This window comes from Bradyrhizobium australiense, from assembly GCF_013114825.1.
GTDB lineage: Bacteria > Pseudomonadota > Alphaproteobacteria > Rhizobiales > Xanthobacteraceae > Bradyrhizobium > Bradyrhizobium australiense.
The window spans coordinates 44,517-69,824 of the sequence record NZ_JAAVLX010000003.1 but is presented as its reverse complement, the minus strand read 5'-3'; the positions used below and the strand labels follow the sequence as shown (position 1 = coordinate 69,824).

The 25,308-nt window shown below is 64.5% G+C and carries 20 protein-coding genes and 1 riboswitch; of the genes, 8 read left to right on the top strand and 12 right to left on the bottom strand.

Annotated elements, in window-relative coordinates:
* Positions 1-150 precede the first annotated feature (150 nt).
* Together HCN58_RS07440 and HCN58_RS07435 are read right to left on the bottom strand one after the other, a co-directional pair.
* Positions 151-756, bottom strand: coding sequence for a 2-hydroxychromene-2-carboxylate isomerase (locus HCN58_RS07440; RefSeq protein WP_171578727.1), 606 nt, complete (start codon positions 754-756; stop codon positions 151-153).
* A gap of 124 nt (positions 757-880) precedes the next feature.
* Positions 881-1,489, bottom strand: coding sequence for a DUF2239 family protein (locus tag HCN58_RS07435; RefSeq protein WP_171578726.1), 609 nt, complete (start codon positions 1,487-1,489; stop codon positions 881-883).
* Between the two features lie 150 nt (positions 1,490-1,639).
* Between HCN58_RS07435 and HCN58_RS07430 the strand changes: the two genes are divergently transcribed.
* Positions 1,640-2,305 (top strand): glutathione S-transferase family protein, encoded by a 666-nt coding sequence (locus HCN58_RS07430; RefSeq protein WP_171578725.1) that lies wholly within the window; start codon positions 1,640-1,642, stop codon positions 2,303-2,305.
* Between the two features lie 158 nt (positions 2,306-2,463).
* Here the strand turns inward: HCN58_RS07430 and HCN58_RS07425 are convergent, their stop codons facing one another.
* Together HCN58_RS07425 and ggt are read right to left on the bottom strand one after the other, a co-directional pair.
* Entirely contained in the window at positions 2,464-3,360 is an 897-nt protein-coding gene (locus HCN58_RS07425; protein WP_171578724.1) for an SDR family oxidoreductase, read from the bottom strand.
* A 300-nt stretch (positions 3,361-3,660) separates the two neighbouring features.
* A complete protein-coding gene (gene ggt / locus HCN58_RS07420) occupies positions 3,661-5,403 on the bottom strand; it encodes a gamma-glutamyltransferase (RefSeq protein WP_171578723.1) in 1,743 nt (580 codons plus the stop codon).
* Positions 5,404-5,531: 128 nt separating this feature from the next.
* Between ggt and HCN58_RS07415 the strand changes: the two genes are divergently transcribed.
* On the top strand, positions 5,532-6,917 hold the full coding sequence (locus tag HCN58_RS07415) for an MFS transporter (protein WP_171579508.1): 1,386 nt from the start codon (positions 5,532-5,534) through the stop codon (positions 6,915-6,917).
* Positions 6,918-7,854: 937 nt separating this feature from the next.
* On the opposite strand, the gene purH is transcribed toward HCN58_RS07415, so the two are convergent.
* The 3 genes from purH to HCN58_RS07400 all read right to left on the bottom strand — a co-directional run bounded on the left by purH (position 7,855) and on the right by HCN58_RS07400 (position 13,016).
* Complete coding sequence (purH, locus tag HCN58_RS07410; RefSeq protein WP_171578722.1) at positions 7,855-9,447, bottom strand: bifunctional phosphoribosylaminoimidazolecarboxamide formyltransferase/IMP cyclohydrolase; 1,593 nt, start codon at positions 9,445-9,447, stop codon at positions 7,855-7,857.
* A 23-nt stretch (positions 9,448-9,470) separates the two neighbouring features.
* Positions 9,471-9,551, bottom strand: a riboswitch (ZMP/ZTP riboswitch).
* Between the two features lie 241 nt (positions 9,552-9,792).
* On the bottom strand, positions 9,793-11,505 hold the full coding sequence (locus tag HCN58_RS07405; RefSeq protein ID WP_171578721.1) for a heparinase II/III family protein: 1,713 nt from the start codon (positions 11,503-11,505) through the stop codon (positions 9,793-9,795).
* 161 nt (positions 11,506-11,666) lie between these two features.
* Positions 11,667-13,016: an RsmB/NOP family class I SAM-dependent RNA methyltransferase gene (locus HCN58_RS07400; protein ID WP_171578720.1), complete on the bottom strand. Its 1,350-nt coding sequence runs from the start codon at positions 13,014-13,016 to the stop codon at positions 11,667-11,669.
* A gap of 159 nt (positions 13,017-13,175) precedes the next feature.
* Here HCN58_RS07400 and HCN58_RS07395 point away from each other — a divergent pair, with 159 nt between their 5' ends.
* Together HCN58_RS07395 and HCN58_RS07390 are read left to right on the top strand one after the other, a co-directional pair.
* Positions 13,176-13,385 (top strand): DUF1674 domain-containing protein, encoded by a 210-nt coding sequence (locus tag HCN58_RS07395; RefSeq protein WP_171578719.1) that lies wholly within the window; start codon positions 13,176-13,178, stop codon positions 13,383-13,385.
* Positions 13,386-13,446: 61 nt separating this feature from the next.
* A complete protein-coding gene (locus HCN58_RS07390) occupies positions 13,447-14,046 on the top strand; it encodes a thermonuclease family protein (protein WP_171578718.1) in 600 nt (199 codons plus the stop codon).
* Between the two features lie 48 nt (positions 14,047-14,094).
* Here HCN58_RS07390 and HCN58_RS07385 read toward each other — a convergent pair whose 3' ends face one another.
* Together HCN58_RS07385 and acs are read right to left on the bottom strand one after the other, a co-directional pair.
* On the bottom strand, positions 14,095-14,607 hold the full coding sequence (locus tag HCN58_RS07385; RefSeq protein ID WP_171578717.1) for a L,D-transpeptidase: 513 nt from the start codon (positions 14,605-14,607) through the stop codon (positions 14,095-14,097).
* Positions 14,608-15,129: 522 nt separating this feature from the next.
* Positions 15,130-17,082, bottom strand: coding sequence for an acetate--CoA ligase (acs, locus tag HCN58_RS07380; protein ID WP_171578716.1), 1,953 nt, complete (start codon positions 17,080-17,082; stop codon positions 15,130-15,132).
* Between the two features lie 378 nt (positions 17,083-17,460).
* On the opposite strand from acs, the gene HCN58_RS07375 reads away from it, so the two are divergent.
* Entirely contained in the window at positions 17,461-18,630 is a 1,170-nt protein-coding gene (locus HCN58_RS07375) for a DNA topoisomerase IB (protein ID WP_171578715.1), read from the top strand.
* 86 nt (positions 18,631-18,716) lie between these two features.
* Here HCN58_RS07375 and HCN58_RS07370 read toward each other — a convergent pair whose 3' ends face one another.
* The 3 genes from HCN58_RS07370 to tsaD are packed head-to-tail and all read right to left on the bottom strand — an operon-like array spanning position 18,717 to position 21,188.
* On the bottom strand, positions 18,717-19,130 hold the full coding sequence (locus tag HCN58_RS07370; protein ID WP_171578714.1) for an EVE domain-containing protein: 414 nt from the start codon (positions 19,128-19,130) through the stop codon (positions 18,717-18,719).
* A 2-nt stretch (positions 19,131-19,132) separates the two neighbouring features.
* On the bottom strand, positions 19,133-20,113 hold the full coding sequence (locus HCN58_RS07365; protein WP_171578713.1) for an NAD(P)H-dependent glycerol-3-phosphate dehydrogenase: 981 nt from the start codon (positions 20,111-20,113) through the stop codon (positions 19,133-19,135).
* A gap of 1 nt (position 20,114) precedes the next feature.
* Entirely contained in the window at positions 20,115-21,188 is a 1,074-nt protein-coding gene (tsaD, locus tag HCN58_RS07360; protein ID WP_171579507.1) for a tRNA (adenosine(37)-N6)-threonylcarbamoyltransferase complex transferase subunit TsaD, read from the bottom strand.
* Positions 21,189-21,320: 132 nt separating this feature from the next.
* On the opposite strand from tsaD, the gene HCN58_RS07355 reads away from it, so the two are divergent.
* From HCN58_RS07355 to HCN58_RS07345, 3 genes are all read left to right on the top strand, one after another.
* Positions 21,321-22,076, top strand: coding sequence for a uroporphyrinogen-III synthase (locus HCN58_RS07355; RefSeq protein ID WP_171578712.1), 756 nt, complete (start codon positions 21,321-21,323; stop codon positions 22,074-22,076).
* Positions 22,077-22,186: 110 nt separating this feature from the next.
* A complete protein-coding gene (locus tag HCN58_RS07350) occupies positions 22,187-23,407 on the top strand; it encodes a COG4223 family protein (protein ID WP_171578711.1) in 1,221 nt (406 codons plus the stop codon).
* 8 nt (positions 23,408-23,415) lie between these two features.
* Positions 23,416-25,176 carry a heme biosynthesis protein HemY gene (locus HCN58_RS07345; RefSeq protein WP_171578710.1) on the top strand — a complete coding sequence of 587 codons (1,761 nt, stop codon included), beginning with the start codon at positions 23,416-23,418 and terminating at the stop codon, positions 25,174-25,176.
* Positions 25,177-25,308: the final 132 nt, after the last annotated feature.

Here is a 25,308-nt window from a genome sequence, read left to right as displayed (position 1 = left end):
GATGGCTTCCTTTTGTTGTTGGTCTTAGAATCGGCGAGTGGCGAGCAGGGAGGCGAGCAGGAAGATGCCGGCTGCTTTCTTAGTCCCAGCTATTCGCCATTCGCCACTCACTTCTTTATCACTTCCCGCCAAACAGTCGAATCGAAGCGGCTATTTGTCCGAGACCATTTCTTCGACTTCGCGAAGTTGCTCCTTGCCGAAGAACATTTCCCTGCCAACGAAGAATGTCGGCGAGCCGAACGCGCCGCGGTCGACCGCGTTTTTCGTATTCTCGATCAGCCTGGCCTTGACGTCAGCGTCCTGCGAGCGCGCGAGCAGCTTTGCGGCGTCGAGGCCGGACGATGCCAGCGCCTTGGCTGCGATTTCCGGGTCGTCCATCTTCTTCGGCTCGACCCACATGTGATGAAAGGCAGCCTCGACATATTGCTCAAACACGTCGTCGAACTGGGCGGCGACCGCCGCGCGCATCAGGTTCAGCGTGTTGACCGGGAAGAACGGGTTCCAGACGTAGCGCTTGACCCCAAACCGCTTGACGAAGCGCTCGGTTTCCAGTGCGTGGAATTCGCGCTTATTCTTGATGCCGGCGAGCGTTTCGGCGGGCGACTTGTTGTTGGTGGCCTTGAATATGCCGCCGAGTAGGATCGGGACATATTCGAACTTCACTCCGGTGCGCTTTTCGATCGCCGGGATCGCTTCATGGCTCAGGAAGGCGTTAGGGCTGCCGAAATCGAACAGGAATTGTGGATTTGAGCTCACGGCAGTCTCCTTGGATGTTTTGGCGCATTGTGGCGCAAGGCAGCCGCCGCGTCCACAGTCTTATGACGATCGTAATATTCTGGAAGGCGTGGCGTGCGAGAGACTTTGGAAATTCGGATCGCGCCTACGGCTCGCCGCGATCGCTGAAGGCGAGCTTGACGGCATGGTCGCGGATATCGTCGGGCCAGCCGGCGACGAGGCCGACGAAGCTCCGCCGGTCATCGGCGAACAATGCCCGCGAGGCTTCCTCGAAGCCGGCAAGATTGCCGGCCATCACGGACATGAAGCGATAGGCGGCGTCTCTCGCCGCGCGGGCGCGGTCCGCATCGCCATTGTTGCGGCGCGCTTCGTCGACGAGCTTGCGCAAGGCGACCGACGCGCCGCCGGGCTGCGCTCCGAGCCATTCCCAATGGCGGGGCAACAGGGTCACTTCGCGCGCGACCACGCCGAGTTTCGGCCGGCCGCGTCCGCGCGGCTCTGCCGCCGCGGCCTCATCGGCTTCGATATCCGAAGGCGAGGCCGGTTGAGGCAGGCGGGCAATGACGTCGCGTTCGGTGCCGCGAAGGTCGAGATCGATCGGCTGGCCGGTCGCGTCGCTGAATATGATGATCGGCAACACGGCAGGCCTCCGGGAAGCCTGCATGACCGCCAGCGCGACTTCGGCGAGCGGGCCTTCCGCCAGGCGTTGTGGGCCTATGAAGGCTGTGAATAGGGGGCGGGTTTTGTCGGCCATTGGAGATACTCTGGATTTTGGCACATTATATTTACCCGGATAAATTATGATGTCAATATCATCCGGGTAAATATTGACCCAGGTTCAAGGCCGTCTCGACTTTCCGTCCCCCGGCTGGCACCAACGCCACGCCAACTCTAAGGGGACGCCATGCTGACGGTTCATCATCTCAACAACTCGCGCTCCCAGCGCGTGCTCTGGCTCCTCGAAGAACTCGGCGTCCCTTATGAGATCGTCCGCTACCAACGCCAGCCGGACATGCGGGCGCCGAAGGAATTGCGTGCCATTCACCCGCTCGGCAAATCGCCCGTCGTTATCGACAACGGCAACACCATCGCCGAGTCCGGCGCAATCTGCGAATACATCACCGGCACCTATGGCAATGGCCGCCTGATCCCGCCGCCGAACACGCCGGAGCGGCTGCGCTACACCTATTGGCTGCACTATGCGGAGGGCTCGGCGATGTCGCCGCTGCTCCTGAAGCTGCTGTTTACGCTGATGCCAAAGCGCGCGCCGGCCTTGCTGCGGCCGCTGGTGCGCAAGGTTTCCAACCAGGCGCTGACCACGCTGGTCAATCCGCAGCTCAAGCAGCACATGGACTATTGGGAGAGCGAACTCGGGAAGAGCGAGTGGTTCGCCGGCAGCGAGTTCACCGGCGCCGACATCCAGATGAGCTTTCCGCTGGAAGCTGCCGCGGCCCGCGGCGGACTGGAGCAAGGTCATCCCAAGGCGATGGCTTTCCTGGAGCGCATTCACGCGCGCCCGGCCTATGCGCGCGCGCTGGAAAAGGGCGGGCCGTATGTGGTCGGGCGTTGATCCGCGCATTCAGTCCACGTTCAAAATTGCGGAAGCGGCCCCTCACCCTGACCCCCTCCCGCAAAAGCGAGGACAGGGAGTCAGGGCTGCCTCGGAAATTACTTCCTGCACCAGCCGGGGCGATCCACTTTCGCAACTTCACATGCTCCGCGAGGCCTCTAGCGTGACGTCTGCGCGGCGCCGACCGAGGGCAGCGCCTGCACGGTGACGCCGGGCGGCGGCACGTCATCGTCGGGGACAAAAAAGTCCGACATCAACGGCACGGAACGATCGACGCGGTAGTGCTCGAAATCCCTGACGCCGGAGGCGTACAGCACCTTGTCGTCGATGCAGAACTGCCCGGTGAATTCCCGCGCCGGTCTCGTCAGGATCGCGTGCGCCGCATCGCCCATGATCTCGGGCGTGCGGCTGGCGCGCATCATCGCCTCGCCGCCGAGCAGGTTGCCGACGGCTGCGGTGGCGATGGTGGTGCGCGGCCACAGCGCGTTGACGGCGACGCCGGCGGATTTCAACTCACCCGATAAGCCCAGCACGCACATGCTCATGCCGAACTTCGCCATCGTGTAGGCGGTGGAATGCTCGAACCATTTTGTCTTCATGTCGAGCGGCGGCGACAGCATGAGGATGTGCGGGTTGTTCGCCTTCTTCAGGTGCGGAATGCAGTATTTCGAAACCATGAACGTGCCGCGCGTATTTATTCCCATCATCAGGTCGAACCGCTTCATGTCGGTTGCTTGCGAGTTGGTCAGGCTGATCGCGCTGGCATTGTTGACGCAGATATCGACGCCGCCGAACTCGGCGACCGTTTGCTCGATCGCCGCCATCACCTGCGCCTCATCGCGGATGTCGCACAGCACCGGCAACGCCTTGCCGCCCGCGGTGCGAATTTCTTCCGCCGCGGTGTAGATGGTGCCCTTGAGTTTCGGATGCGGCTCGGCGGTCTTCGCCGCAATCGCGACATTCGCGCCGTCACGCGCCGCGCGAAGCGCAATCGCCAGCCCAATGCCGCGGCTGGCGCCCGAGATGAACAGCGTTTTGTCCTTGAGGGATGTCATAATGAGACTCCGGTTATGGACGCACGAACGAACGGCTCCCTCCTCCCCTTGCGCGGGAGGGTTGGAGATAGGGGTAAGCCACGGGCGCAGACGGCAGCCGTAATGTGATCTGCATCAACCAGCCTCGCGAAACGATCGATGAGGCCGAGCGAGTGTTATCCGTGCCGTGAGTCGGGCACTCGAGCAAGTGGCACCCCTCTCCCTAACCCTCCCCCGCAAGGGGGGGAGGGAACCCGTCCGCCGGTACGTTCCTTGCAAACCTGCGTCCCTCACGAGTGCGCGTCCTCATTGTCGCAACGCTCACTGTCCCGCCGCTGCCGTACCTCGCGTCCGCGGATCGGGGGCGCCGAGCAGGCCGCTGGCCGTGACGGCGATCGAGTTGGCCGAGGTCTGGCCGAGCGGCTCGGTCACCTGGTGCCCTTTTGCCTTCAACTCGGCCAGCACCTCCTCGGAAAAGCCGCGCTCCACGCGTACCACATCCGGGATCCATTGATGGTGCAGGCGGGGTGCGGCCACGGCGGCGGCGACATCCATCTTGTAGTCGAGCACGTCGACCACGACCTGCAGCACCGCCGAAATGATCCGGCTGCCGCCGGGCGAACCCGTGACCAGCACCGGCTTGCCGTCCTTCAGAACGATGGTGGGCGACATCGACGATAGCGGTCGTTTGCCCGGGCCGGGCAAATTGGCTTCGAAGCCGACCAGGCCAAACGCGTTCGACGCGCCGGGCGCCGCTGTGAAATCGTCGAGTTCGTTGTTGAGCAGCACACCGGTACCCTCGGCGACCAGGCCAATACCGTAGGAAAAATTCAGGGTATAAGTGTTGCTGACCGCATTGCCGCCGGAGTCGACGACGGAATAATGCGTGGTATTGCTGCCCTCGTGCGGCGTCGCCAGCAACGCCTCGGCGGATGGCGTGGCGCGGGCCAGATCGATGCTGGCGCGCTGTTTGGCGGCATAATCCTTGGTGATCAGGATATCCGCCGGCGCGTTGACGAAGGCGGGATCGCCGAGATAGCGCGCCCGGTCGGCGTAGGCGCGCTTCATGGCCTCGATCATGACATGCAGCGAGGGCGCCGAGCCCTGCTTCATCTCCGCCATCGCAAATCCTTCGAGAATGTTCAGCGTCTCCAATAGCACCGTGCCGCCGGAGGAGGGCAGCGGCATCGACACAATCTCGTATCCGCGATAATTGCCGCGCACGGGCTTGCGGATCACCGCCTCGTAGGATTTGAGATCGTCCGCCGTCATGATGCCGCCGGCATCGCGGACCGCTTTTGCCACCCGTTCGGCGACCGGCCCTTGGTAAAATCCGTGCGGTCCCTGCTCGGCAATCGCCAACAGCGTTGCCGCGAGATCGGCCTGAACCAGACGGTCGCCCTCTCGCAGCGCCGTGCCGCCGTCGCGGAAGAACGCCCTGGAAGAGTTCGGCCAGCGTGCCATCCGGCGATACATGTCTGGTAGCGTGTCGGCGGTGTCGTCGGCGATGACGAAGCCCTCTCGTGCGAGCTCGATGGCGGGCTTGAGGATTTGCGCGAGCGTGAAACGGCCGGAGCCGTATTTCTCCAGCGCCAGCGCCAACCCGGCCACCGTGCCGGGCACGCCGATACCAAGCGCGGAATTGCGCGACTTGTCGGTATCGGGCTTGCCGTCCGGTCCCAGAAACATGTCGCGCGTGGTCGCGGCCGGTGCGGTTTCGCGATAGTCGATGGCGACGTCTTCATTGCGCTCGGCCAAATGAATCACCATGAAGCCGCCGCCGCCGATGTTTCCGGCGCGCGGGTAGGTGACGGCAAGCGCAAAGCCGGTCGCGACCGCGGCATCAACCGCGTTGCCGCCCTGCCGGAGGATGTCAGCGCCGACTTCCGCCGCGATCCTTTCCTGGGCGACCACCATGCCGTGTTCGGCTGAAATGGAGCGAACGGTGGAGAGGTCCGGCGGCGAATAAAAGCGGCGTTCCTGCGCAAACGCGGTCGCGCCGCAGGCAAATACCAGCGCGATTGCGGCAATCGCCTTGCGCCGGCTGATTTGAAAGATCGTCATCGAAAATCCGCCGCAGTTTGAGCCTGTGTGGCGCGTGGGCAACAGCACCAGCGTTGGTGACGCATGCTATATGGGTTTGGATTTGGCGCGCAAAACGCTTGGCGAGATTTTTGAAGGAAATATCCGGCATGGCGGTGATCGCTTCCGAGGCAGTTGGCGCCGAGATTCCGCAGGCATATCCGTGCCGCGCCGCCGTCATCAGCTGGGTCTTCTTCGATTGGGCGGCGCAGCCTTATTTCACACTGATCACCACCTTTGTCTTCGCGCCCTATTTCGCGAGCTTCGTCGCGCCGGATCCGGCGAGCGGGCAGGCGCTGTGGGGCTTCGCCACCGCGGCCGCGGGCCTGATGATCGCACTGCTGTCGCCGGTGCTGGGCGCGATCGCCGACGCCAGCGGCCGCCGCAAGCCGTGGATCGCCGCCTTCGGCTCGCTTTTGGTGATCGGCTCCTGCCTGATGTGGTTCGGAAAGCCTGGCGATCCTGGCGTCGTCCCGCCGCTGTTGCTTTCCTATGCGATCGCGAGCGTCGGTGTCGAATTCGCCACTGTCTTCAACAACGCGATGATGCCAACGCTGGTGCCGCCGGATCGTATCGGACGGTTGTCCGGCACCGGATGGGCGACCGGCTATATCGGCGGCATTCTCAGCCTCATCCTGGTGCTCGGCTTCCTCGCCGCGAGCCCTGAGACCGGGCGTACGCTGTTCGGCCTGGCGCCGCTGTTCGGTCTCGATCCGGTCACACACCAGGGCGACCGCATCACCGGTCCTTTGACCGGCATCTGGTTCATCATTTTCGTGACGCCGATGTTCCTGTTCACACCGGATTATCCGGCCAGGCGCCCGATCCGCGAGGCGTTGCGCGAAGGAATGAGCGGGCTCAAGCGAACGCTCGTCGAATTGCCGAAGCAGAAATCGGTGGCGACGTTCCTGCTCGCCAACATGATCTATACCGACGGGCTGGTGTCGCTGTTTGCCTTCGGCGGCATCTACGCCGCCGGCATTTTTGGCTGGCATACGATCCAGATCGGGACATTCGGAATTCTGCTGGCAATCGCGGGCACCTTTGGCGCCTGGCTCGGCGGCAAGCTCGACGACAGGTTCGGACCCAAGCGCGTCATCGCCGGCAGCCTCACGATCCTGCTGTTTGCGCTCGCCGCCATTTTGCTGGTCGACAAGCATTCGATCCTGTTCGTGAAAGTCACCCCGCCGGCGCCCGGTGGCGCGCTGTTCTCCGGCGCCGCCGAGCGCGCCTATCTCGTGCTCGGGTGCCTGATCGGCGCGGCCGGCGGCCCGCTGCAGGCGGCATCGCGCACGCTGTTGATCCGTCTCGCGCCGAAGGATCGCATCGCGCAATATTTTGGATTGTTCGCGCTGACCGGAAAGGTGACGTCTTTCATCGGTCCGCTCCTGATCGGCGCGATCACGGCCGTGACCGCGAGCCAGAAGGCCGGCATGGCGCTGCTGGTGGCGTTCTTCGTCGCGGGGCTGGCGCTGCTGATGCGCGTGAGAGAGTGAGGAACGATGAGCTCGCACCGCGCTTTCGGATGTTATTGCGAGCGGACAGTCTTGACGCACGGGCAGTCGGCTCCCTCCCCCCTTGCGGGGGAGGGCTGGGGAGAGGGGTAAGCCACACGCACTGCCGATGCCGCCACTCCTCTCCCTAACCCTCCCCCGCAAGGGGGGAGGGAGCATTCTTTCGTGGGGTGACGGCGTGCGGACACGTTGCAAAAACCAGATATGATTTCGCGATCCCGCAGCATCATGTGCCCGAGATTTGCATCTTATTTTCCCGCCCTCTTGGTCAGAGGGCGCAGGGAAGACCGGGTGCTTGCTGCACCCGCGATCTCGTGTGCAAAGTGCGCAAAAGAAAACGCACACGAGCATACAGGTACAGCGGGAGCATCCCGGCCTTCCCTGCGCAGTGGCTTTACGGCTTACTTCGAGCTCTCCCCGGCGAACGGCTTTCTTGCCACCGTCGCTGCGCAGGAAATGAACCCCAGCGCAACTTAATGCCAGCACCGCGGCATCAGGACCACACGACTTCGCCGTACGCGTCGGGCGCCACCGTCTTGTGCGCCTTTCGCGTCCACCGCATCTCACCGCACGTTCGTGACGATCGCGACCCGCCCCTCAATCGGGTGAGACGGGCGGAAATATGCGACTGATTTGCGTCTCGCGTTAAGCGAAATATTTTTGATTCCCGGGCTTGACACGGTTTCGGAAAATCAGAAATGATTTGCCCGACAAGTGAATTTGTCGCAGTTCTGTAGAGGTCGAAGGCGCGTTTGCGTCGGGCAGTTTGCTCTCGTCGTCCCGGGCAAATGAGCAACGCGAGCGCGCCCCGGGACCCCACTACGCCGCGGCGTGAATTATTTGGCGCGCGGGTAGACGGCTTTCGTCAACAAGGCAAGCCTGTGGTTATGGCTCCCTGCGTTCGCAGGGACAGCGCGCATCAGTGCCTGAAATGCCTGACGCCGGTGAACACCATGGCGATGCCGTGGTCGTCGGCGGCCTTGATGACTTCTTCGTCGCGCATCGAACCGCCAGGCTGGATCACCGCCGTTGCGCCGGCTTCGATGCAGGCCAGCATGCCGTCGGCGAAGGGGAAGAACGCGTCGGATGCGACGACGGAGCCTTTGGTCAGCGGTTCGGCGAGCTTCATTTCGGCCGCAGCATCCTGTGCTTTGCGGGCGGCGATACGCGCGGAATCGACCCGGCTCATCTGGCCGGCGCCGATACCGACGGTGGCGAGATCCTTGGCGTAGATGATGGTGTTCGACTTGACATGCTTGGCGACGCGGAACGCGAATTTGAGATCGCGCATTTCAGCGTCGGTCGGCGCGCGCTTGGTCGCAACCTTGATGTCCATGTCCTCGACCACGGCATTGTCGCGGCTTTGCACCAACAGGCCACCGGCAACCGTCTTGGCGGTCAGGCCGATCGTGCGCGGATCGGGCAGGCCGCCGGCGAGCAACAGGCGCAGATTGCGCCGGCCGCCGATAATTGAGATCGCCTCTTCGGTGGCGTCGGGCGCGATGATCACTTCGGTGAAGATGCCGATGATGGCGCGCGCGGCCTCCGCATCCAGCTTGCGGTTGACCGCGATAATGCCGCCATAGGCCGAGGTCGAGTCGCAGGCGAGCGCGCGGCGATAGGCGGTGACGAGATCAGGTCCCTCCGCAACGCCGCAGGGATTGGCGTGCTTGACGATGACGCAGGCCGCCGTACGCTTCGGGTCGAACTCGCCGACGCATTCGTAAGCCGCATCGGTGTCGTTGATGTTGTTGTAGGACAGCTCCTTGCCCTGCAACTGGCGGGCGGTGGAGACGCCGGGGCGCTTGTCGGGCGTCGCATAGAACGCCGCGGTCTGGTGCGGATTCTCGCCGTAGCGCAACGACTGGATCAGCCGGCCGCCGAAGGCGCGGAAATCCGGCGCGTTGTCCTTGAGCTGTATGGCAAACCAGTTCGAGATCGCGGCATCATAGGCCGCGGTGCGTGCATAGGCCTTTGCGGCGAGGCGGCGGCGCAGAGCGAGCGTTGTGGCGCCCTTGTTGGCGGCGAGCTCGTCGAGCACGGCCTGAAAATCCTGTGCCTCGACGACAACGGCGACATTGTCATGGTTCTTCGCCGCCGCGCGGATCATCGCCGGACCGCCGATATCGATATTCTCGATGCAGTCTTCATAGCCGGCGCCATTGTCGACGGTCGCCTCGAACGGATAGAGGTTGACGACGAGCAGATCGATCGGCGCGATGCCGTGCGTCTTCATCGCATCGGCATGCTCCTTGTTGTCCCGCATCGCGAGCAGGCCGCCATGCACCTTGGGATGCAGCGTCTTGACGCGGCCGTCCATCATTTCGGGAAAGCCGGTAAGCTCGGAGATGTCCTTGACCTGCAGCCCCGCGGCAGCGATCGCCTTCGCCGTGCCGCCGGTCGAGACCATCTCGATGCCGTGGCCTGCGAGCGCCTTGGCAAATTCGATCAGGCCGGTCTTGTCGGAAACGGACAACAGAGCGCGGGTTACGCGGCGGGTCGTATCGGTCATGGGCAAGGTCCTTTGTTAGGGGATGCTTATGCCCAGGCGCGCGGCGATTACTCTCGCGCTTCCCGATGGTGCTCCATCCAAAGTCGCCAGTCGCGCGAGCGCGGGCTGGTTAGCAGTTTTTGGCGAGGTTCACAATGGGGGCGGATTGTTGTCTCTGCAGAAGATTTTGACCGGCAGTTCCAGCGCATGCAAAACGCGAGATCAAAAGCAGCTCGTTTCGTCGTCATTGCGATGAGCCAACGGGTCACGCGAATGCGCGCCCGATGACAGGCTCCACGACCAAGCAATCCATCTTCTTTCCTACAGCGAGATGGATTGCTTCGCTTCGCTCGCAACGACGATCCTCTACAGCGGCAATTCCGGCTCGCGCCGCGCATTGCGCCGGGCGGTTGTGGCCGTCGACGTGCTCGAGCGGACAAAGCTCCAGCGGACAGAGGAGGCGTGGCGGGAATCCTGGCGAATCACGATCTGGGCGGTGCGGCGGGGGCCGTCATTGCCGGCCAGAAACACGCTGTCCTCGAGGTCGACCTTGTCGTCGAGCGCCTCGAAGGTCCAGACGTCGCGGTTGGGCAATACCAGCATGACGCCGCGCGCATCGCTGAGGCGGCTGGCCTTCACCGCGGGATGCAGATGAAACCGCAGGGCAAAATCGGTCTCGCCGCCCTTGATGCGCGATCCCGGTGCCGGCGACACAGTGTCCTCGCCGTCGAACCTTGCGCCGTCATTGGAGATCATCAGTACCCGGCGATGCACGACGCCGAAGCGTGCAAGATAGCCGTCATGCGAGGTGGTCAGGAGATCGCCGTCGGCCACCGCCTCGCGGTAACTTTCCACATTGGCCGGACCGCTGAAGACCGGCGCGCCCTGCAACAGGCGTTTCATCGCCGACAATTCGACGAACTGGCACGAGGACGCCTCGTGATAGGTCAGGGTCGAATGCGCCGCGGTGCTGCGCGCAAAGCTGCGCCAATTGTCTCGGCCAGTCGACGGCATCCCGCAATTGACCACGATCCGGCTCGGACCGGACGACAATTCGAATGAGAGACAGCCGGCGTGCGCTTCCTGGCTGACATTCGGCGGCGGCGGCGGGCCGGTATCGATGATGACGGTCGTGGTGCCCGCGTCGAGGCGCTGGAAGCCGGTATGCGGCATGTTCGCCATCGGCACCCCATGGGTGTCGTCATAGGCGAGCAGCGTCGCCACCAGGTCCGAGGGCGCGTTGCTCATGCCGTTGAACAGCGCGAAGCTGCCGTCGCCGTGACGGAAGAAGCGCAGCATCGGCATCATGCGGTCGATCGCATTCAACAGCGCCGGCGGCGGCGCGATATTGCGGGCGGCAAAGGTCTGGCGAAGCGGCAGCAGATCGCTGAGCAGTTCGACCAGCGCGCCGGGGTTGCGCGAAATATGCCCGCCGTCGGGCAGGATCTGGCGCTGCAGTTCGTCGGAAAGCCGTCGCGTGGCGGAGCGGATGTGCCGCGCCTGATTGGCCAGGCACAGCGAGGCGTAGCACAGGGCGATCAGGACCTGCAGCCGCGGCACGCCGTCGGCGATGTCGAGCATCGTGTAGCGCAGATAGCGAATCTCGCGGGTCAGCCCGCGCAGATATTTGCGATAGAATTTGCCGTCGGTGTCGCCGAGCACCAGCGGCGCCTGCGACAACAGCGAGATCACACGGCGCGCCAGCACGTCGGGGCGGCGTTCGAGCGGCCGCTTGCGCGCCGGATTCGAGATCCAGTCGTCGACCAGCGAGCGGGCATTGGCGCGGGTCAGCGCGGTATCGGCGGCGCGCAGGTGGCGCAGCCAGCCGAAGCCGAGCAGCGCCACTTCCCAATCTTCCGATGGCGGTTCGAGATCGAAGATCGAGCGGCCATGGCAGGTGACGATTTTGCCGGCGAACACGAAGCGGCCGGCATAGATTTCCGCAGCGCGGGTGGCATCGGCGGTGCGCAGATCGTGCGGGGCAATGATCAGCCGGTCGGCGCGGCCGGGCCACAGCCGCGATACCGCCACCGTGGCGCCGGTCGCGCGCGCGATCACGGTCCGCGCCGAGCGGCTCATGATAAGCGTCGAGATGCGTCTGCGTTGAGCGACCGACACGCCGTGCCTTGGCTTAGGGAGGGAGGGGTATTCTGGCGAATCCTTTTAATCCGGAAACGCCGGTAAGACACCATCTTGAAAACGGTCGAATCACCCGAAGCCAGGGAGATTCCGGCCTAAAATCAGGTTTTAACCAGGCGCGCCGTGTAAAATCCATCCAGCCCGCCGAGCCGGGGGTCGGCATGGGGCAAATGGCAGGGCAGGGTGCGTAAATCGCCGCTTGCGGTCACGATTTCGCTCAAACCCGAAACCTCGCCCACTTCGATCGGGGCACGGCGCACGCCCGGTTCGGTCGCGAGCAAGGACGCGACCGCTTGCTCGCCTTCCTCGGGCTCCAGCGAACAGGTGCAATAGACCAGCGTTCCGCCCGGCTTGAGCAGGGCGACCGCCTTTTGCAGCAATCGCTTCTGTAACGCCGACAGCGCCGCAATGTCGGCTTCCTGACGCAGCCAGGCGACATCGGGGTGGCGGCGGATAGTGCCGGTGGAGGTGCAGGGCGCATCCACCAGCACGCCGTCAAAGCCGCCATTGCCGCCGCCATGCCATTCGGCTGCATCGGTCACGACGCCATCGGCCTGCAGCGACAGCCGGGCCAGGTTGTCGCGCAGCCGCGCCATGCGCGCCGGCGAGCGATCGACCGCGGTGACGCGCGCGCCGGCTTGCGCCAGTTGCGCGGTCTTGCCGCCGGGCGCGGCGCAGAGATCGACGATGCTCTTGCCGGCGACATCGCCGAACAACCGCGCCGGCAGCGCGGCGGCGGCGTCCTGCACCCACCACTGTCCCTCGGAGAAACCGGGCAGCATGGTCACCGAACCCTGCAGCAGCGTACGCACGGTTCCGGTCGGCAAGGTTTCACCATGCAGGCGGTTCGCCCATTGCGGCGCGTCTGCTTTCACGGTGATGTCGAGTGAAGGCTCGTGGCCGATGGCGCGCGCCATCTCCCGCGCGGTGGCCTCGCCATAGGCGCCGATCCAGCGCGCGAGCAGCCACGGCGGAATGTCCAGCGTCTGTGATTTGATTTCCTCGATCAGCGGTTGCCCCTCGCGGGCGCAGCGGCGCAGCACGGCGTTGACGAGGCCGGCATATTTGGCGGCGCGCCGGTCCGATTGCACCAGCCGAACCGAAAGATCGACGGCGGCGTGATCGGGTACATCCATCCAGAGAATCTGCGCCGCGCCGATCAGCAGCGCGCTCTGTGCGCGCGGCGCGTCCGTCGGGACGCCGCGATCGAGCAGGCGCGAAAGCAAATGGCCGAGCGTGCCGAGCCGGCGCAGGATCGTCGCGACCAGTCGCCGCATCAGCGCGCGGTCGCGATCGGCGAGCGCTTTCAGTCCGGGGTGGGCGCCCGAGCCGTCGAGCTGATCGTCGAGGGTGCGATGCTTGTGCAGCACGCCGTCGAGAATATCAGCCGCGATCCGTCGCGCGGCGAGGCCGGGCACTTCTGAAGGTACTGCGAATCTTGAAGGGGGCATGGAGCAGGAATGTCTCGGAAGGCGGAAAGGTTTCGGCTCATGCCAATGAAATGAAACGCTCTTTTGGCATGCGAATATGCCAAATGTAAGAATCGCCACAGACAAATTCACGAATGTGATGTCATCTGTGCGCCCATCCCGTGCTATGGGAGAGTTGCGATGACCAATTATTATTCATCCCCCGCGCCGGTTGCGGAACGCAAGATGCTGACGCCCGCGGCCCAGCGCGCACTTGCCGAGGCCGACGCGCGTCGCAAGGCTGCGGAAGCCAGCGCCACCACGCTGCAGAAGGAATTCCAGGGCCCGAAGGGACCGGAACCGACCCGCTATGGCGATTGGGAGCGCAAAGGGATCGCTTCGGATTTTTGATGGTCGAAGCGAGGGCAATGGGCCCTTGCCCGACGACCCGACTCAGCTCTTAGTCGGGAACATGCCTCCCTATGAGAGAACAAATACATACCGGTCCTCGCGCCGGGGTCCGCGACGCCGCTGGTTTTCGGCAGCACTGCCGTGGGTGTTCGTGTTTTGCGTGGCCGCGAGCACGATGCTGCCGGTGCGGGACTGGGTACGCCGGTGGTTGCCGAGTTTCGCCGACAGCCAGGCGGCGCGCGATGCCGAGATGGTCTGGAAGCGGGCCGGAAGTCCTGATATGCGCTACGGCGTTGATGTCATACGGATCATTGATGGCGACACGTTTGAGGCGCGGGTGCATTTGTCGCCCGGCCTCGATCCGACCACGCGCATCCGCCTTCGCGGCATCGATGCGCCCGAATTGAAGGCAGCGTGTCCGGAAGAGTTGCAGATGGCTGAGGCCGCGACCGAGGCGTTGCGCGGATTGCTCGGGCAGGGCGACGTCGCGATCTACAATATCGGGCCGGACAAATATGGTGGCCGTGTCGTGGCTGACGCCGCGACAAAGCGGACCAGCAATCTATCGCTGGCGATGCTCGCTGCCGGTCATGCCCGCAGTTATGGCGGCGGCCACCGCAGCGGCTGGTGCGCGAACGCAGGGCAGTCGATGCCTAGATGAAAGTCGCGCGAACCGAGCGGCTTTTTGCATTCAGTCTATTTCGGTCGATCAGCGCGTTACCGTCACCGTGGTTCCGACAGGGACGCGTTGATAAAGATCGGAGATATCGTCGTTGAGCATGCGGATGCAACCGTAGGATACGAAGCCGCCGACCGAGCCCGGCACGTTGGTGCCGTGAATGGCATATTCCCCGCCGGCTAGCGTCATCGCCGCGACCCCCATCGGATTGCGGGGCGAGCCGCCGGGAATCACGTCGGGCATGTCGGGCTTGTCGCGCTTGACTTCGCTCGGCGGCGACCATGCCGGGTTGAGATACTTGCCGTCGATCTTTGTGGTGCCGGACCACTGCTTGCCGGCCTTGCCGACCCCGACCGGATAGCGCATGGCGCGACCGGATTCGAGAATGAGGTAAAGATGTCGCTCATGGGTCTTCACCACGATAGTGCCCGGCGTGTAATCGCCGCTGATGCCCACCAGTTCCGGCCGCGCTTGCGCCGCCGACGACATCACAATGCACACAGCCATGGTGACGGCCAATGCCGCCGCAAATCTCTTCAACATTCCCCAGCTCCACTTTTGCCAGCCCTTCAAGGGCTCTCAAATGTCCTTTCAAGCCGTGGCGTTGAAGCCTTGGCGGCTCATTGTCTCGCCACGCATTGTTGGTCGCGTGCATTCACCGAACGGTTTCGACGACGGCTCTCGAGACCGGTTTCGGTGGGGGGAACAAAGAAAATGTTCGAAATAAAGTAAATGACCTGAAAACAACACCGGGTAGCGAAATGCCCACCGAGGCGGGCTCGCTACTGACAACCGCGTGAGCGGTGGGACTGCCGGCCAGGTTCTGCTGCTTCGGTGTACCGGGATCGGTCCACAAACTCGTCATGCCCAGGCTTGTCCCGGGCATCCATTCTTGGTCTCCGCATGAAAGAATGTGGATGGCCGGCACCCCGCTACGCCAAGGCTTCGCCGGACATACGATATTAGTCCGGCGAAGCTTTAGCGAAGACGGGCAATCCCGGCCATGACGACGTAGGAAGCGTGGGCGGCTCCGAAGCCGAAGCTGGAGGCGTGAGGTGCGCCAGCCTACGCCGGCGCGCTCTTCTTGTTCTGCCGGTTCTTGACGAGATCGTCGACCACGGCGGGGTCGGCGAGGGTCGAGGTATCGCCGAGGCTGGAGGGCTCATCCTCGGCGATCTTGCGCAGGATGCGGCGCATGATCTTGCCGGAGCGGGTCTTCGGCAGGCCGGGCGCGAACTGGATCTGGTCGGGCGAGGCGATCGGGCCGATGTCCTTGCGCACCCAGGCGACCAGCTCTTTCCTCAGCTCCTCGGTCGGTTCGGTGCCGGCCATCAGCGTCACATAGGCGTAGATGCCCTGGCCCTTGATGTCGTGGGGATAGCCGACGACCGCGGCTTCCGACACCTTGGCATGCGCCACCAGCGAGCTTTCGACTTCGGCTGTGCCCATGCGGTGGCCCGAAACGTTGATGACGTCGTCGACGCGGCCGGTGATCCAGTAATAGCCGTCGGCATCGCGCCGGCAGCCGTCGCCGGTGAAGTACTTGCCCTTGTAGGTGGAGAAATAGGTCTGCTCGAAACGGGCGTGGTCGCCATAGACCGTGCGCATCTGCCCGGGCCAGGATTTAGCGAGGCAGAGATTGCCGGTGCATTCGCCTTCGAGCACCTTGCCCTCGGCGTCAACGATCTCAGGTACCACGCCGAAGAACGGCCGCGTCGCCGAACCCGGCTTGAGTTTTGTGGCGCCCGGCAGCGGCGTGATCAAAATGCCGCCGGTCTCGGTCTGCCACCAGGTATCGACGATCGGGCAGCGCCCGTCGCCGACCACGCGGTGATACCATTCCCACGCTTCCGGATTAATCGGCTCGCCGACCGAGCCAAGCAGGCGCAGGCTCTTGCGCGAGGTCTTCTGAACGGGGCCGTCGCCGCTCTGCATCAGCGCGCGGATCGCGGTCGGCGCGGTGTAGAAGATGTTGACGTTGTGCTTGTCGATGACGTTCCAGAACCTGGAATTGTCGGGGTAGTTCGGCACGCCTTCGAACATCAGCGTGGTGGCGCCGTTCGCCAGCGGCCCATAGAGAATGTAGCTGTGGCCCGTGACCCAGCCGACGTCGGCGGTGCACCAGTAGATGTCGCCATCGTGATAATCGAACACGTATTGATGCGTCATCGACGCGAAGACGAGATAGCCGCCGGTGGTGTGCAGCACGCCCTTCGGCTGGCCGGTGGAGCCCGACGTATAGAGGATGAACAGCGGATCTTCCGCGTGCATGTGCTCGACCGGGCATTCCGTCGTCACCATCGCGGCCGCTTCGTGGTACCAGAAATCGCGCGAGGGATTCATGTCGACGGCAGCACCCGTGCGCTTCACTACGACGACCCAATCGACGCCGCCGGCTTTCGCAATCGCGGCATCGACGTTGGCCTTCAGCGGCACCTTCTTGCCGCCGCGCAATCCTTCGTCGGCGGTGATGATCACCTTGGACTGGCAGTCGGTGATGCGCTGGGCGAGGCTGTCCGGCGAGAAGCCGGCGAACACCACCGAATGGACGGCGCCGATCCGCGCGCAGGCCAGCATCGCGTAGGCCGCTTCCGGGATCATCGGCAGATAGATGGTGACGCGGTCGCCCTTCTTGACGTTCCGCGTGCGCAGGATGTTGGCCATCTTGCAGACCTCGTCGTGCAACTGGCGGTAGGTGATGTGCTTGGACTGCGAGGGATCGTCGCCCTCCCAGATGATAGCCGTCTGATTGCCGCGCTTGTCGAGATGGCGGTCGACGCAGTTCCAGGCGGCGTTCAGGACGCCGTCCTCGAACCATTTGATCGAGATGTTGCCGGGGGCGAAGGAGACGTTTTCGACCTTGTGGAAGGGCTTGATCCAGTCGATCCGCTTGGCCTGTTCGGCCCAGAAACCGTTGGGGTCCGAGACCGAGCGGGCATACATTTCGCGGTACTTGGCGTCGTCGACATAGGCGCGTTTGGCCCAATCGGCGGATACGTCGTAAATCTTCTCGGACATCTTTACCCTCCCACTCATTGCGACCCCGACGCCTGCACTGGGCCGGTCGCAAGTCGTCCTGAATTGTTTGCAGCGATTATGCGTCGCGGGGCGATACCCGGACAAGGCGGAACGTTTGCGACCTTGGTCGGGCAGCCGGTTCCCGGCCTTGTCACGGATCAAAGTGTCTCACTTTTCGCGAGCCTGCTCAGGGCGAAATCAACGTTATCGCCGGAATGGCTCCCATGAAAGGTATCTGATAACCAGCAATGACGGAATCGGGACTCGCAAAGCGGTTCAGTACCCCCTAAATGGCCTCCCCGGGGCGGCGGCCCTCCGGAACGAAGCCACAATAAGCGGCATTACCGGCGAAACAGGCGGAGCAAGGCGACAACGGTCATGATGGATCAGCAGAATTTCGAGGCTACGCGGCCCGTTTCCGCCGATCCCGCCGTTGCATTGGCCGAAGCGCTCGGGCAACTGCCGAAGGAACCGGCCAAGGCGCGGCTCAAGTCTTCCGCGGCAAAGCCGCACACCGCCCCCAAGACCTCCGTCGCAGAGCTGGCTCAGGAACTTGGCCTCAAGCTGGGCGACCAGAACGGGCTGACCATCCGCCGCATCAAGCGCGGAAAAGGCTATTCATTCATTCGCGCCAACGGCACGCAGATCCGCCACGCCAGCACCATCCGCCGCCTGCATTCGATGGCGGTGCCGCCGGCCTATCGCGATGTCCGCTATTCCGCCGATCCGAATTCGCATCTGCAGGCCGTCGGCATCGACGCGGCGGGGCGGCTGCAGTACCGCTACCATGCCGATTGGGAAAAGGTCCGCGAGCACCGCAAGGCGCATCGCCTGGCCAAGCTGGTCGCGGCGCTGCCCAAGATCCGGCGCAAGGTCTCTGCGTACTTGTCGGACGACGAGCCGACGCGGGAGTTTGCGCTCTCGGCCGTGATCGAGCTGATCGCGCGTACCGCGATCCGTCCCGGCAACGAATCATATGCGCGTCTCAACGGCACCCGCGGCGCCACCACGCTGTTGAAATCGAACGTCACGCTGGAAGATGATTGCCTCGTGCTGATCTTCAAGGCCAAGGGCGGCAAGGCCGTGCGCAAGGAATGCGACGCCGCCAAGCTGGTGCGCGCGATCGGCATCCTACGCACCGTGCCGGGCAAGCGCATGTTCCAGTACCGCGACAGGTCTGGGGTCGTGCGCGCAGCCTCGACCACGGCCGTGAACGCGTTCCTGCGCGAGATCGCCGGCATCAAGATTTCGCTGAAGGATTTCCGCACGCTGGTGGCCTCGGCCGTGGTGCTGGAATCGTTGTCGCGGATTTCGCCGGCGGCGAGCGCCCGCGGCCGCAAGAAGCAGGTACTAGAAGCCGTGCGCGCCGCAGCCGACGAACTCTCGAACACGCCCGCGATCTGCCGCAAGAGCTACGTCCACGACACCATCGTCACCGCCTTCGAAGACGGCATCCTCGAACGCTTTGCCGCGACGATGAAAGGCTATCGCACCCAGGCGAAGCGCGAGGCGCTGTTGGCGCAGGTGGTGACCGCGGCGGCTGCGTAATATCTATCTCCTCATGGTGAGGCCCCCGCTGCGGTCATCCTTCGAGACGGCGCTGACGCGCCCCCTCAGGGATGAGGACTTACTGCCTACAGCCCGCCCATCTTGCAGACGAGCTTCCACTCCTCCGCCGTCACCGGCTGCACCGACAGCCGCGAATATTTCACCAGCGCCATATCCGCGAGCTTCTTGTCGGCCTTGATCGCGGCCATCGTCACCGGCGTCTTCAACGGCTTGTCGGCCTTGATGTCGACGCAGACGAACTTTCCGGTCTTGTCGGTCGGATCGGGATAGGCTTCCTTGATGACTTCGGCGATGCCGACGATCTCCTTGCCCTCATTGGAATGATAGAAGAAGGCCTTGTCGCCCTTCTTCATGTTAATGAGATTCTGCCGCGCGGTGAAATTGCGCACGCCGGTCCAGGCTTCGCCTTTTGCTCCTTTTGCAACCTGCTGGTCCCATGACCAGGCCGACGGTTCGGATTTCACCAGCCAGTATGCCATCGTCATTCCTCCGCCTTGAACGGCCGCGTCAGCAGGCCTTCGATCGCTGCGTCGATCGTCACTTTGCCGTTCAGGATCGCCGCGACGGCATTTGATACCGGCATATCAACATTTTGCGAAGCGGCCAGTTCGATCAGGACCGGCGCAGTGAATTCGCCTTCGGCAAGCTTGTCGCTGTTCGGCGCTTCGCCGCGGCCAAGCGCAATGCCGAATGCCAAATTGCGAGACTGCGGACTGGAGCAGCTCAGGACCAGATCGCCGAGGCCCGACAGACCCGCAAGCGTTTCGCTGCGCGCGCCGCAAGCGCGGCCGAGGCGCGCGAGTTCGCTGAAACCTCGCGTGGTGAGCGCCGCCAGCGCCGAGGCGCCGAGTTGCCGGCCGACGACGATGCCGGCGGCGATCGCCAGCACGTTCTTGGCCGCGCCGCCGATCTCGACGCCGCGGACATCAGAAGTGTGGTAGGGCCGGAAAGTTGACGAGCCCAGCGCCTGCACCAGATCGCTCGCCAGCTTTTCATCTCTTGCGGCAAGCGTCACGGCAGTCGGAAGGCCTCGCGCGACGTCATCGGCGAAGTTCGGTCCCGACAGGATTGCAGGGATTGCATCCGGTATGGATTCAGCGATGACTTCAGTCATGAACCGGTGTGTGCCCCGTTCGATGCCCTTGGCACAGGCGACGACGGGTGTCTTCGGTTCGAGATGCGGCGCAAGTGCCGCCGCGGCTTCGCGCAAATTTTGCGCAGGCGTCGCAAGCAGGACGATGTCCGCGCGCCCTGCTGCAGCGATCTCGGCCGTGACCCCGATACTGCTATCGAGGCTCACGCCGGGTAGCTTTGGATTGTTTCGCGTCGCCTGCATCTGCGCGGCACCATCGGCGCTCCGCGCATACAGCACGACGTCGCGGCCGGCCCGTACCGCGGCGCACGCGAGCGCGGTGCCATATGCGCCCGCGCCGATCACCGCGACCGAATTAAAGGACGTCATGTCAGAATCCTGCGCGGGTGTTGGCGAAGCCTACCGGCGCGGTTGCGTTGGCATCTAACAGCCAGCGCGCCCGCGGCGGCGCATCCATCGTATCGGTCAATCCCAGCGCCATTCGCTCCGCGCCGGCCCAGGCGATCATGGCGCCGTTATCGGTGCAGAGTGCGGGTGGCGGAATGATCAGCGTGGTCTGCGCTTTCGAGGCGACATCCTGCAGCGCGCCGCGAATGGCGTGGTTGGCCGCGACGCCGCCAGCGGCGACCAACGCGCGGGGCGGGCCGAACTGTTCGTGAAACAGCCTCAAGCCGACGCTCAACCGGTCCGCCGTCGATTCCAGCACCGCGGCCTGAAAACTGGCACAGAGGTCGCTGACATCCTGCGGCTCCAGCGGCGTCAAGCGGTTAGCTTCGTTGCGCACGGCCGTCTTCAATCCCGACAGCGAGAAATTCGCATCCGGCCGGCCGAGCATCGGCCGCGGAAAGGCGAAGCGCTTGGCATCGCCGCCTGCCGCCGCGCGCTCGACCTCCGGCCCGCCCGGATAGGGCAGCGACAGCATCTTTGCGACCTTGTCGAAGGCTTCGCCCATCGCGTCGTCGACGGTGGTGCCGAGCCGCACATATTTGCCGACGCCGACTACGGCCACGATCTGGGTGTGACCGCCGGAGGCGAGAAACAAGCAATAGGGAAAAGCGAGCGCGCAAGTGAGCCGCGGCGTCAGCGCGTGCGCTTCGAGATGATTGACCGCAATCAGCGGCGTATCGTGCACCATCGCAATCGCTTTCGCAGTGGTGAGCCCGACGATCACGCCACCGATCAGACCGGGACCTGCGGCGGCCGCGACCGCGGACAGTTGCGCGAAGCCGACGTTTGCATCCTTCATGGCCTGGCCGACGATACCGTCGAGCAGGTCGACATGGGCGCGCGCCGCAATCTCCGGCACCACGCCGCCGAAGCGGGCGTGCTCCGAGGTCTGCGAGCGCACGATATTGGACAAAATCTTCCCGCTGCCGTCGCGCTGGCGCTCGACCACGGCGGCTGCGGTTTCATCGCAGGTGGTCTCGATACCCAGCACCAGCATCGGCTTGTCGTTGTCCAATTTGAACCCTTGCGCTATCGCCAAAAACAACGCTTCCGTAACCGGGTAGCACTAGGAGGTTGCGACGTGCAATCGCCTAGGCGTGCCGAAATCGGCTTGGCGGAGATCTGAAATATGGCCGTTCTCGTGACGCGACCAAGTCCGGATGATGAGACGACCGCGAAGGCTCTCCGCGCGCGGGGTTTCGACGTGCTGCGCGCGCCGATGCTGCGGTTCGAGCCGGTGCCGTTCCAGGATGACGCGGACGTGACCTTTGGCGCCCTCATCGTCACCAGCGCCAACGCGCTGCGTGCCATCGCGCCCCATCTGGCCGACAGCTGGCTCCTGAAGCTGCCGCTGTTCGCGGTCGGAGAAACTACCGCGGCTGCAGCGCGCGCAGCGGGGTTCAGCGAGGTGATCGCCTCGAAGGGTGACGCCGGCGCATTGCGCGATCTGGTGCTGGCCAGTGCGAAGTCGAAGCAACTGAACCAGGCGAGGGCGATCCTGTATCTTGCCGGCACCGATCTCGCGCGCGACCTTGCCGGCGAACTCGGCGAAAAGGGTTTTACGGTGGTGACGCATACCACGTACCGGATGGTGCCTGTGCCCAGCCTGCCGCGGGAAATCTGTGACGCTTTCGTGGCGCACGAGGTCGAGGCCGTGCTGCATTACTCACGGCGGAGCGCGCGTGCGTTTCTGGAGGCGGCGCGCTCCGGCGGCGTCGAGATCTCGGCACTGGCGCTGCCACAATGCTGCATTTCGGCAGGCGTCGCCGCGGTGTTGCGGGACGCCGGCGCGACCCAGGTCACGACGGCGGCTTCGCCGGACGAAAACGCCCTGTTCGAGGCGCTGAACCGGGCGTTGCAGGCCCGATCGGGCCCTAATCTTTAAGTCTGAGCATGGTCTTATCGGAAAACCGGTGCCGCCACGGCCGGATCATGCTCTAAGACGTCCCGATTCTGCTAAGTTTCGGCACCTAACCATTCAAGGGAACCGCTGTGATGGTCGATGACAGGCCCGAAGACACTGGATCATTGCCCGACTCGGGCCGGCCGAAGCGTGAGGCGCCGACCATCGATCTCGATGCCTCCGAAGTATCGAGCGAGACCAAGAGCGCTGGCGAGGCGCCGTCCGAGCCCGTGGCTGAACCCGCGCCCGAGGTCGCCGAAGCGCCGGCTGAGGAGTCTCCAATTGAGGAGTCGCGGGTTGCGGAGCCGCCGTCTCGGCCTGTGTCTCCCTGGATCGTCGCGCCGGTCTCCGGCGCGGTCGCGGCGGCGCTGGTGATCGGCGTCGGCTGGATGCTGGGCTGGCCCGCGATTCAGCCGGCCTCGGTGTCGCAGACCGCACAGCTCAACGCCGCCGCTATGGACGGTTTGATCGCGCGCGTCGCCGATCTCGAGGCGAAGGTAGGCAAACCGGTGGCCGATCCTGCCGCTGCCGCGCGCAGCGACGCCCTGGAAAGATCTGTCGCGACGCTGCGCGGTGAGCTCGCCGCGGCGCGCGCGCAAAGCGAGAAGCTGGCATCCGCCATCAATGAGGTGAAGTCGGCGCCGCGTGGCGACGGCAACGTGTCGCCTGATCTCGCCGCTTTCGCCGAACGCATCGGCAAGGTCGAGAACCAGATACGGGCGCAGAGCGCGGAAATCGCGCAACAAGGCAGCAAGATCGCTGATACGAAGGCCGATGCCAAACCTGCGGATGATATGCCGCTGCGCCGTCTGGTCTCGGCAGCGCTGCTCGATGTGCTGGTGCGGATCGGCGATCCCTATCCGACGGCGCTCGCCGCAGCCAGGGCGCTGGCGCCGAATCCCGATGCGCTGAAGCCGCTCGATCAGTTTGCGGAGAAGGGCGTACCGAACGCCGGTAAGCTGAGCACGGAACTGTTGGCGCTGGTGCCAAAACTGTTGCCGGCGCAGCAGAGCGCCGCCACGTCCGGCACCGGCATCGTCGACCGCCTGCAGGCGGGCGCGGCCAAACTGGTCAAGATCGAACGCACCGATACCGCCGGCACGGACCGAGGCGCTGTGGTGGCGCGGATCACGGCGGCTGCGCTGCGCAACGATTTCAACGAAGCGCGGCGGGAATTGAAGACGTTGGAGCCGGCCGATCGCGCTGCGGCGCAATCATGGCTTGAGCGGGCCGACGCGCGCGACGCCGCGCTGGCCGCATCCCGTCAATTTGCGGCCGACGCCATGGCTGTGCTCGCCAAACCGTCGGAATAAGGATTTCAATGATTCGGATTATTCTGTTTCTGCTGTTGATCGCGCTCGGTGCAGCTGGCGCGGCCTGGATTGCCGAGCAGACCGGCGATGTCGTGCTGTCGTGGGGCGGCTATCGCGTCCAGACCACGCTGCCGGTGTTCCTGCTGGCGCTCGGCATCATCATCGTTGCGGCGATGATGTTGTGGGCGATCCTGCGCGGCCTGTGGCGCACGCCGCAACGCATCCGCCGCAGCCGGCGCGAACGGCGTCAGGCCCGCGGCCGGCACGCGATCACGCAAGGATTGCTGGCGATCGGCCATGGCGATTCCTCCGCCGCCCGCATGCATGCCGAAGCCGCGCGCAAGCATGCGGCGCATGATCCGCTGGCCCTGCTGCTGCATGCGCAATCGGCGCAGCTCGATGGCGACCGCGGGGGCGCGCAGCGCGCCTTCCGCGCCATGGCCGAGCGCGAAGACACGCGGCTATTGGGCCTGCGTGGCCTGTTCATCGAGGCGCAGCGCGCCGATGATCCCGTCGCCGCCGTCATGCTCGCCGAGGAAGCGCTGAAGCTGTCGCCGTCGTCGTCATGGGCGTCGCACGCCGTGCTCGGCTTCTGCTGCGCCAAGGGCGACTGGGCCGGCGCGCTGAAAATCCTCGATAATAATCAAAGTGCCGGGCTGATCGACAAGGCAACCTATCGAAGGCAGCGCGGCGTGCTGCTGACGGCGCGCGCGCTCGAACTTGAAAAGGTCGATCGGGATCTGGCGCGCGACAGCGTGATGGAAGCGGTCAAGCTGGCGCCGACGCTGGTGCCCGCCGCGGTGCTGGCGAGCAAGTTCGAGAGCGAAGCGCATCAGGTGCGGCGGTCGATGCGCCTCGTCGAAACGGCGTGGCTGGCGCAGCCGCATCCCGATCTTGCTGATGCCTATGCTCACGTGAAGTTAGGGGATTCCGCACGGCAACGGCTGGTGCGGGTCGAGACGCTGGCTGCGAAAACGCCCGGCCATATTGAGGGCGCGCTGGCGATCGCGCGCGCCGCGATCGATGCCTCCGAATTTACCAAGGCGCGCGAAGCACTGGCGCCCTTCATCGCACAGCCGACGCAGCGCGTCGCGCTATTGATGGCGGAGCTCGAGCGAACCGAACACGGTGATTCGGGGCGGGCGCGCGCGTGGACCTTGCGCGCGGTGCGCGCGCTGCACGATCCGTCCTGGACTGCGGACGGCTATGTCAGTGATCGCTGGCGGCCGGTTTCTCCGGTCACCGGGCGGCTCGATGCCTTCCAGTGGCAAACGCCGGTCGCGGCGCTGCCGTCCGACAAGGGCGGCACAATCGAATCCTCGCCGTTCGAAGAAGCCATGTTGGCGACCCCGCGCCGCGCCGTGGTGATTGCGCCGCCCGAGGCTGTGGACGAGCGGGCGGCCGAGCCCGCCGCCCCCGTCACGCCCGCACCATCAGCCGCGCAGGACAATGTGCCGCCAGCGGCTGCTGCCGCCGAAGTGTCCCCCGCCGAGGCCAACCACCCGGAAGCGACAACCGCTCCGGCGCCGGCCCCGCCCAAGCCGGCCGAACCGGCACCAAACCAGCCGGCGCCGCTGTTCCGTTCGCGGCAGGATATTCCGAAGGCGGTTCCGAACCCGATTCCCGCCGTGATCCCGCTTGTTCGGGCCCCGGACGACCCCGGTATCGATGAGGACGGCCCAGCGGACGAATTCGCGGAACAACTCGCCCCGCCCAAGGCGCAGGCCGGCGGCTGGCGGGGATTTTTGTCACGCTGGGGCGGCAGCTAGGCGCTCAGTTTCTTACTTTGAGGGGTATTCTTGACGCGAACCGATGTCCCCTCGCTTCAAAACGCTTCGCTGGGCCTAGCGTTTTTCTTGCCAATCGCGGCCGTGCCCGATATCAGGTTCGGGCGTTTCGGG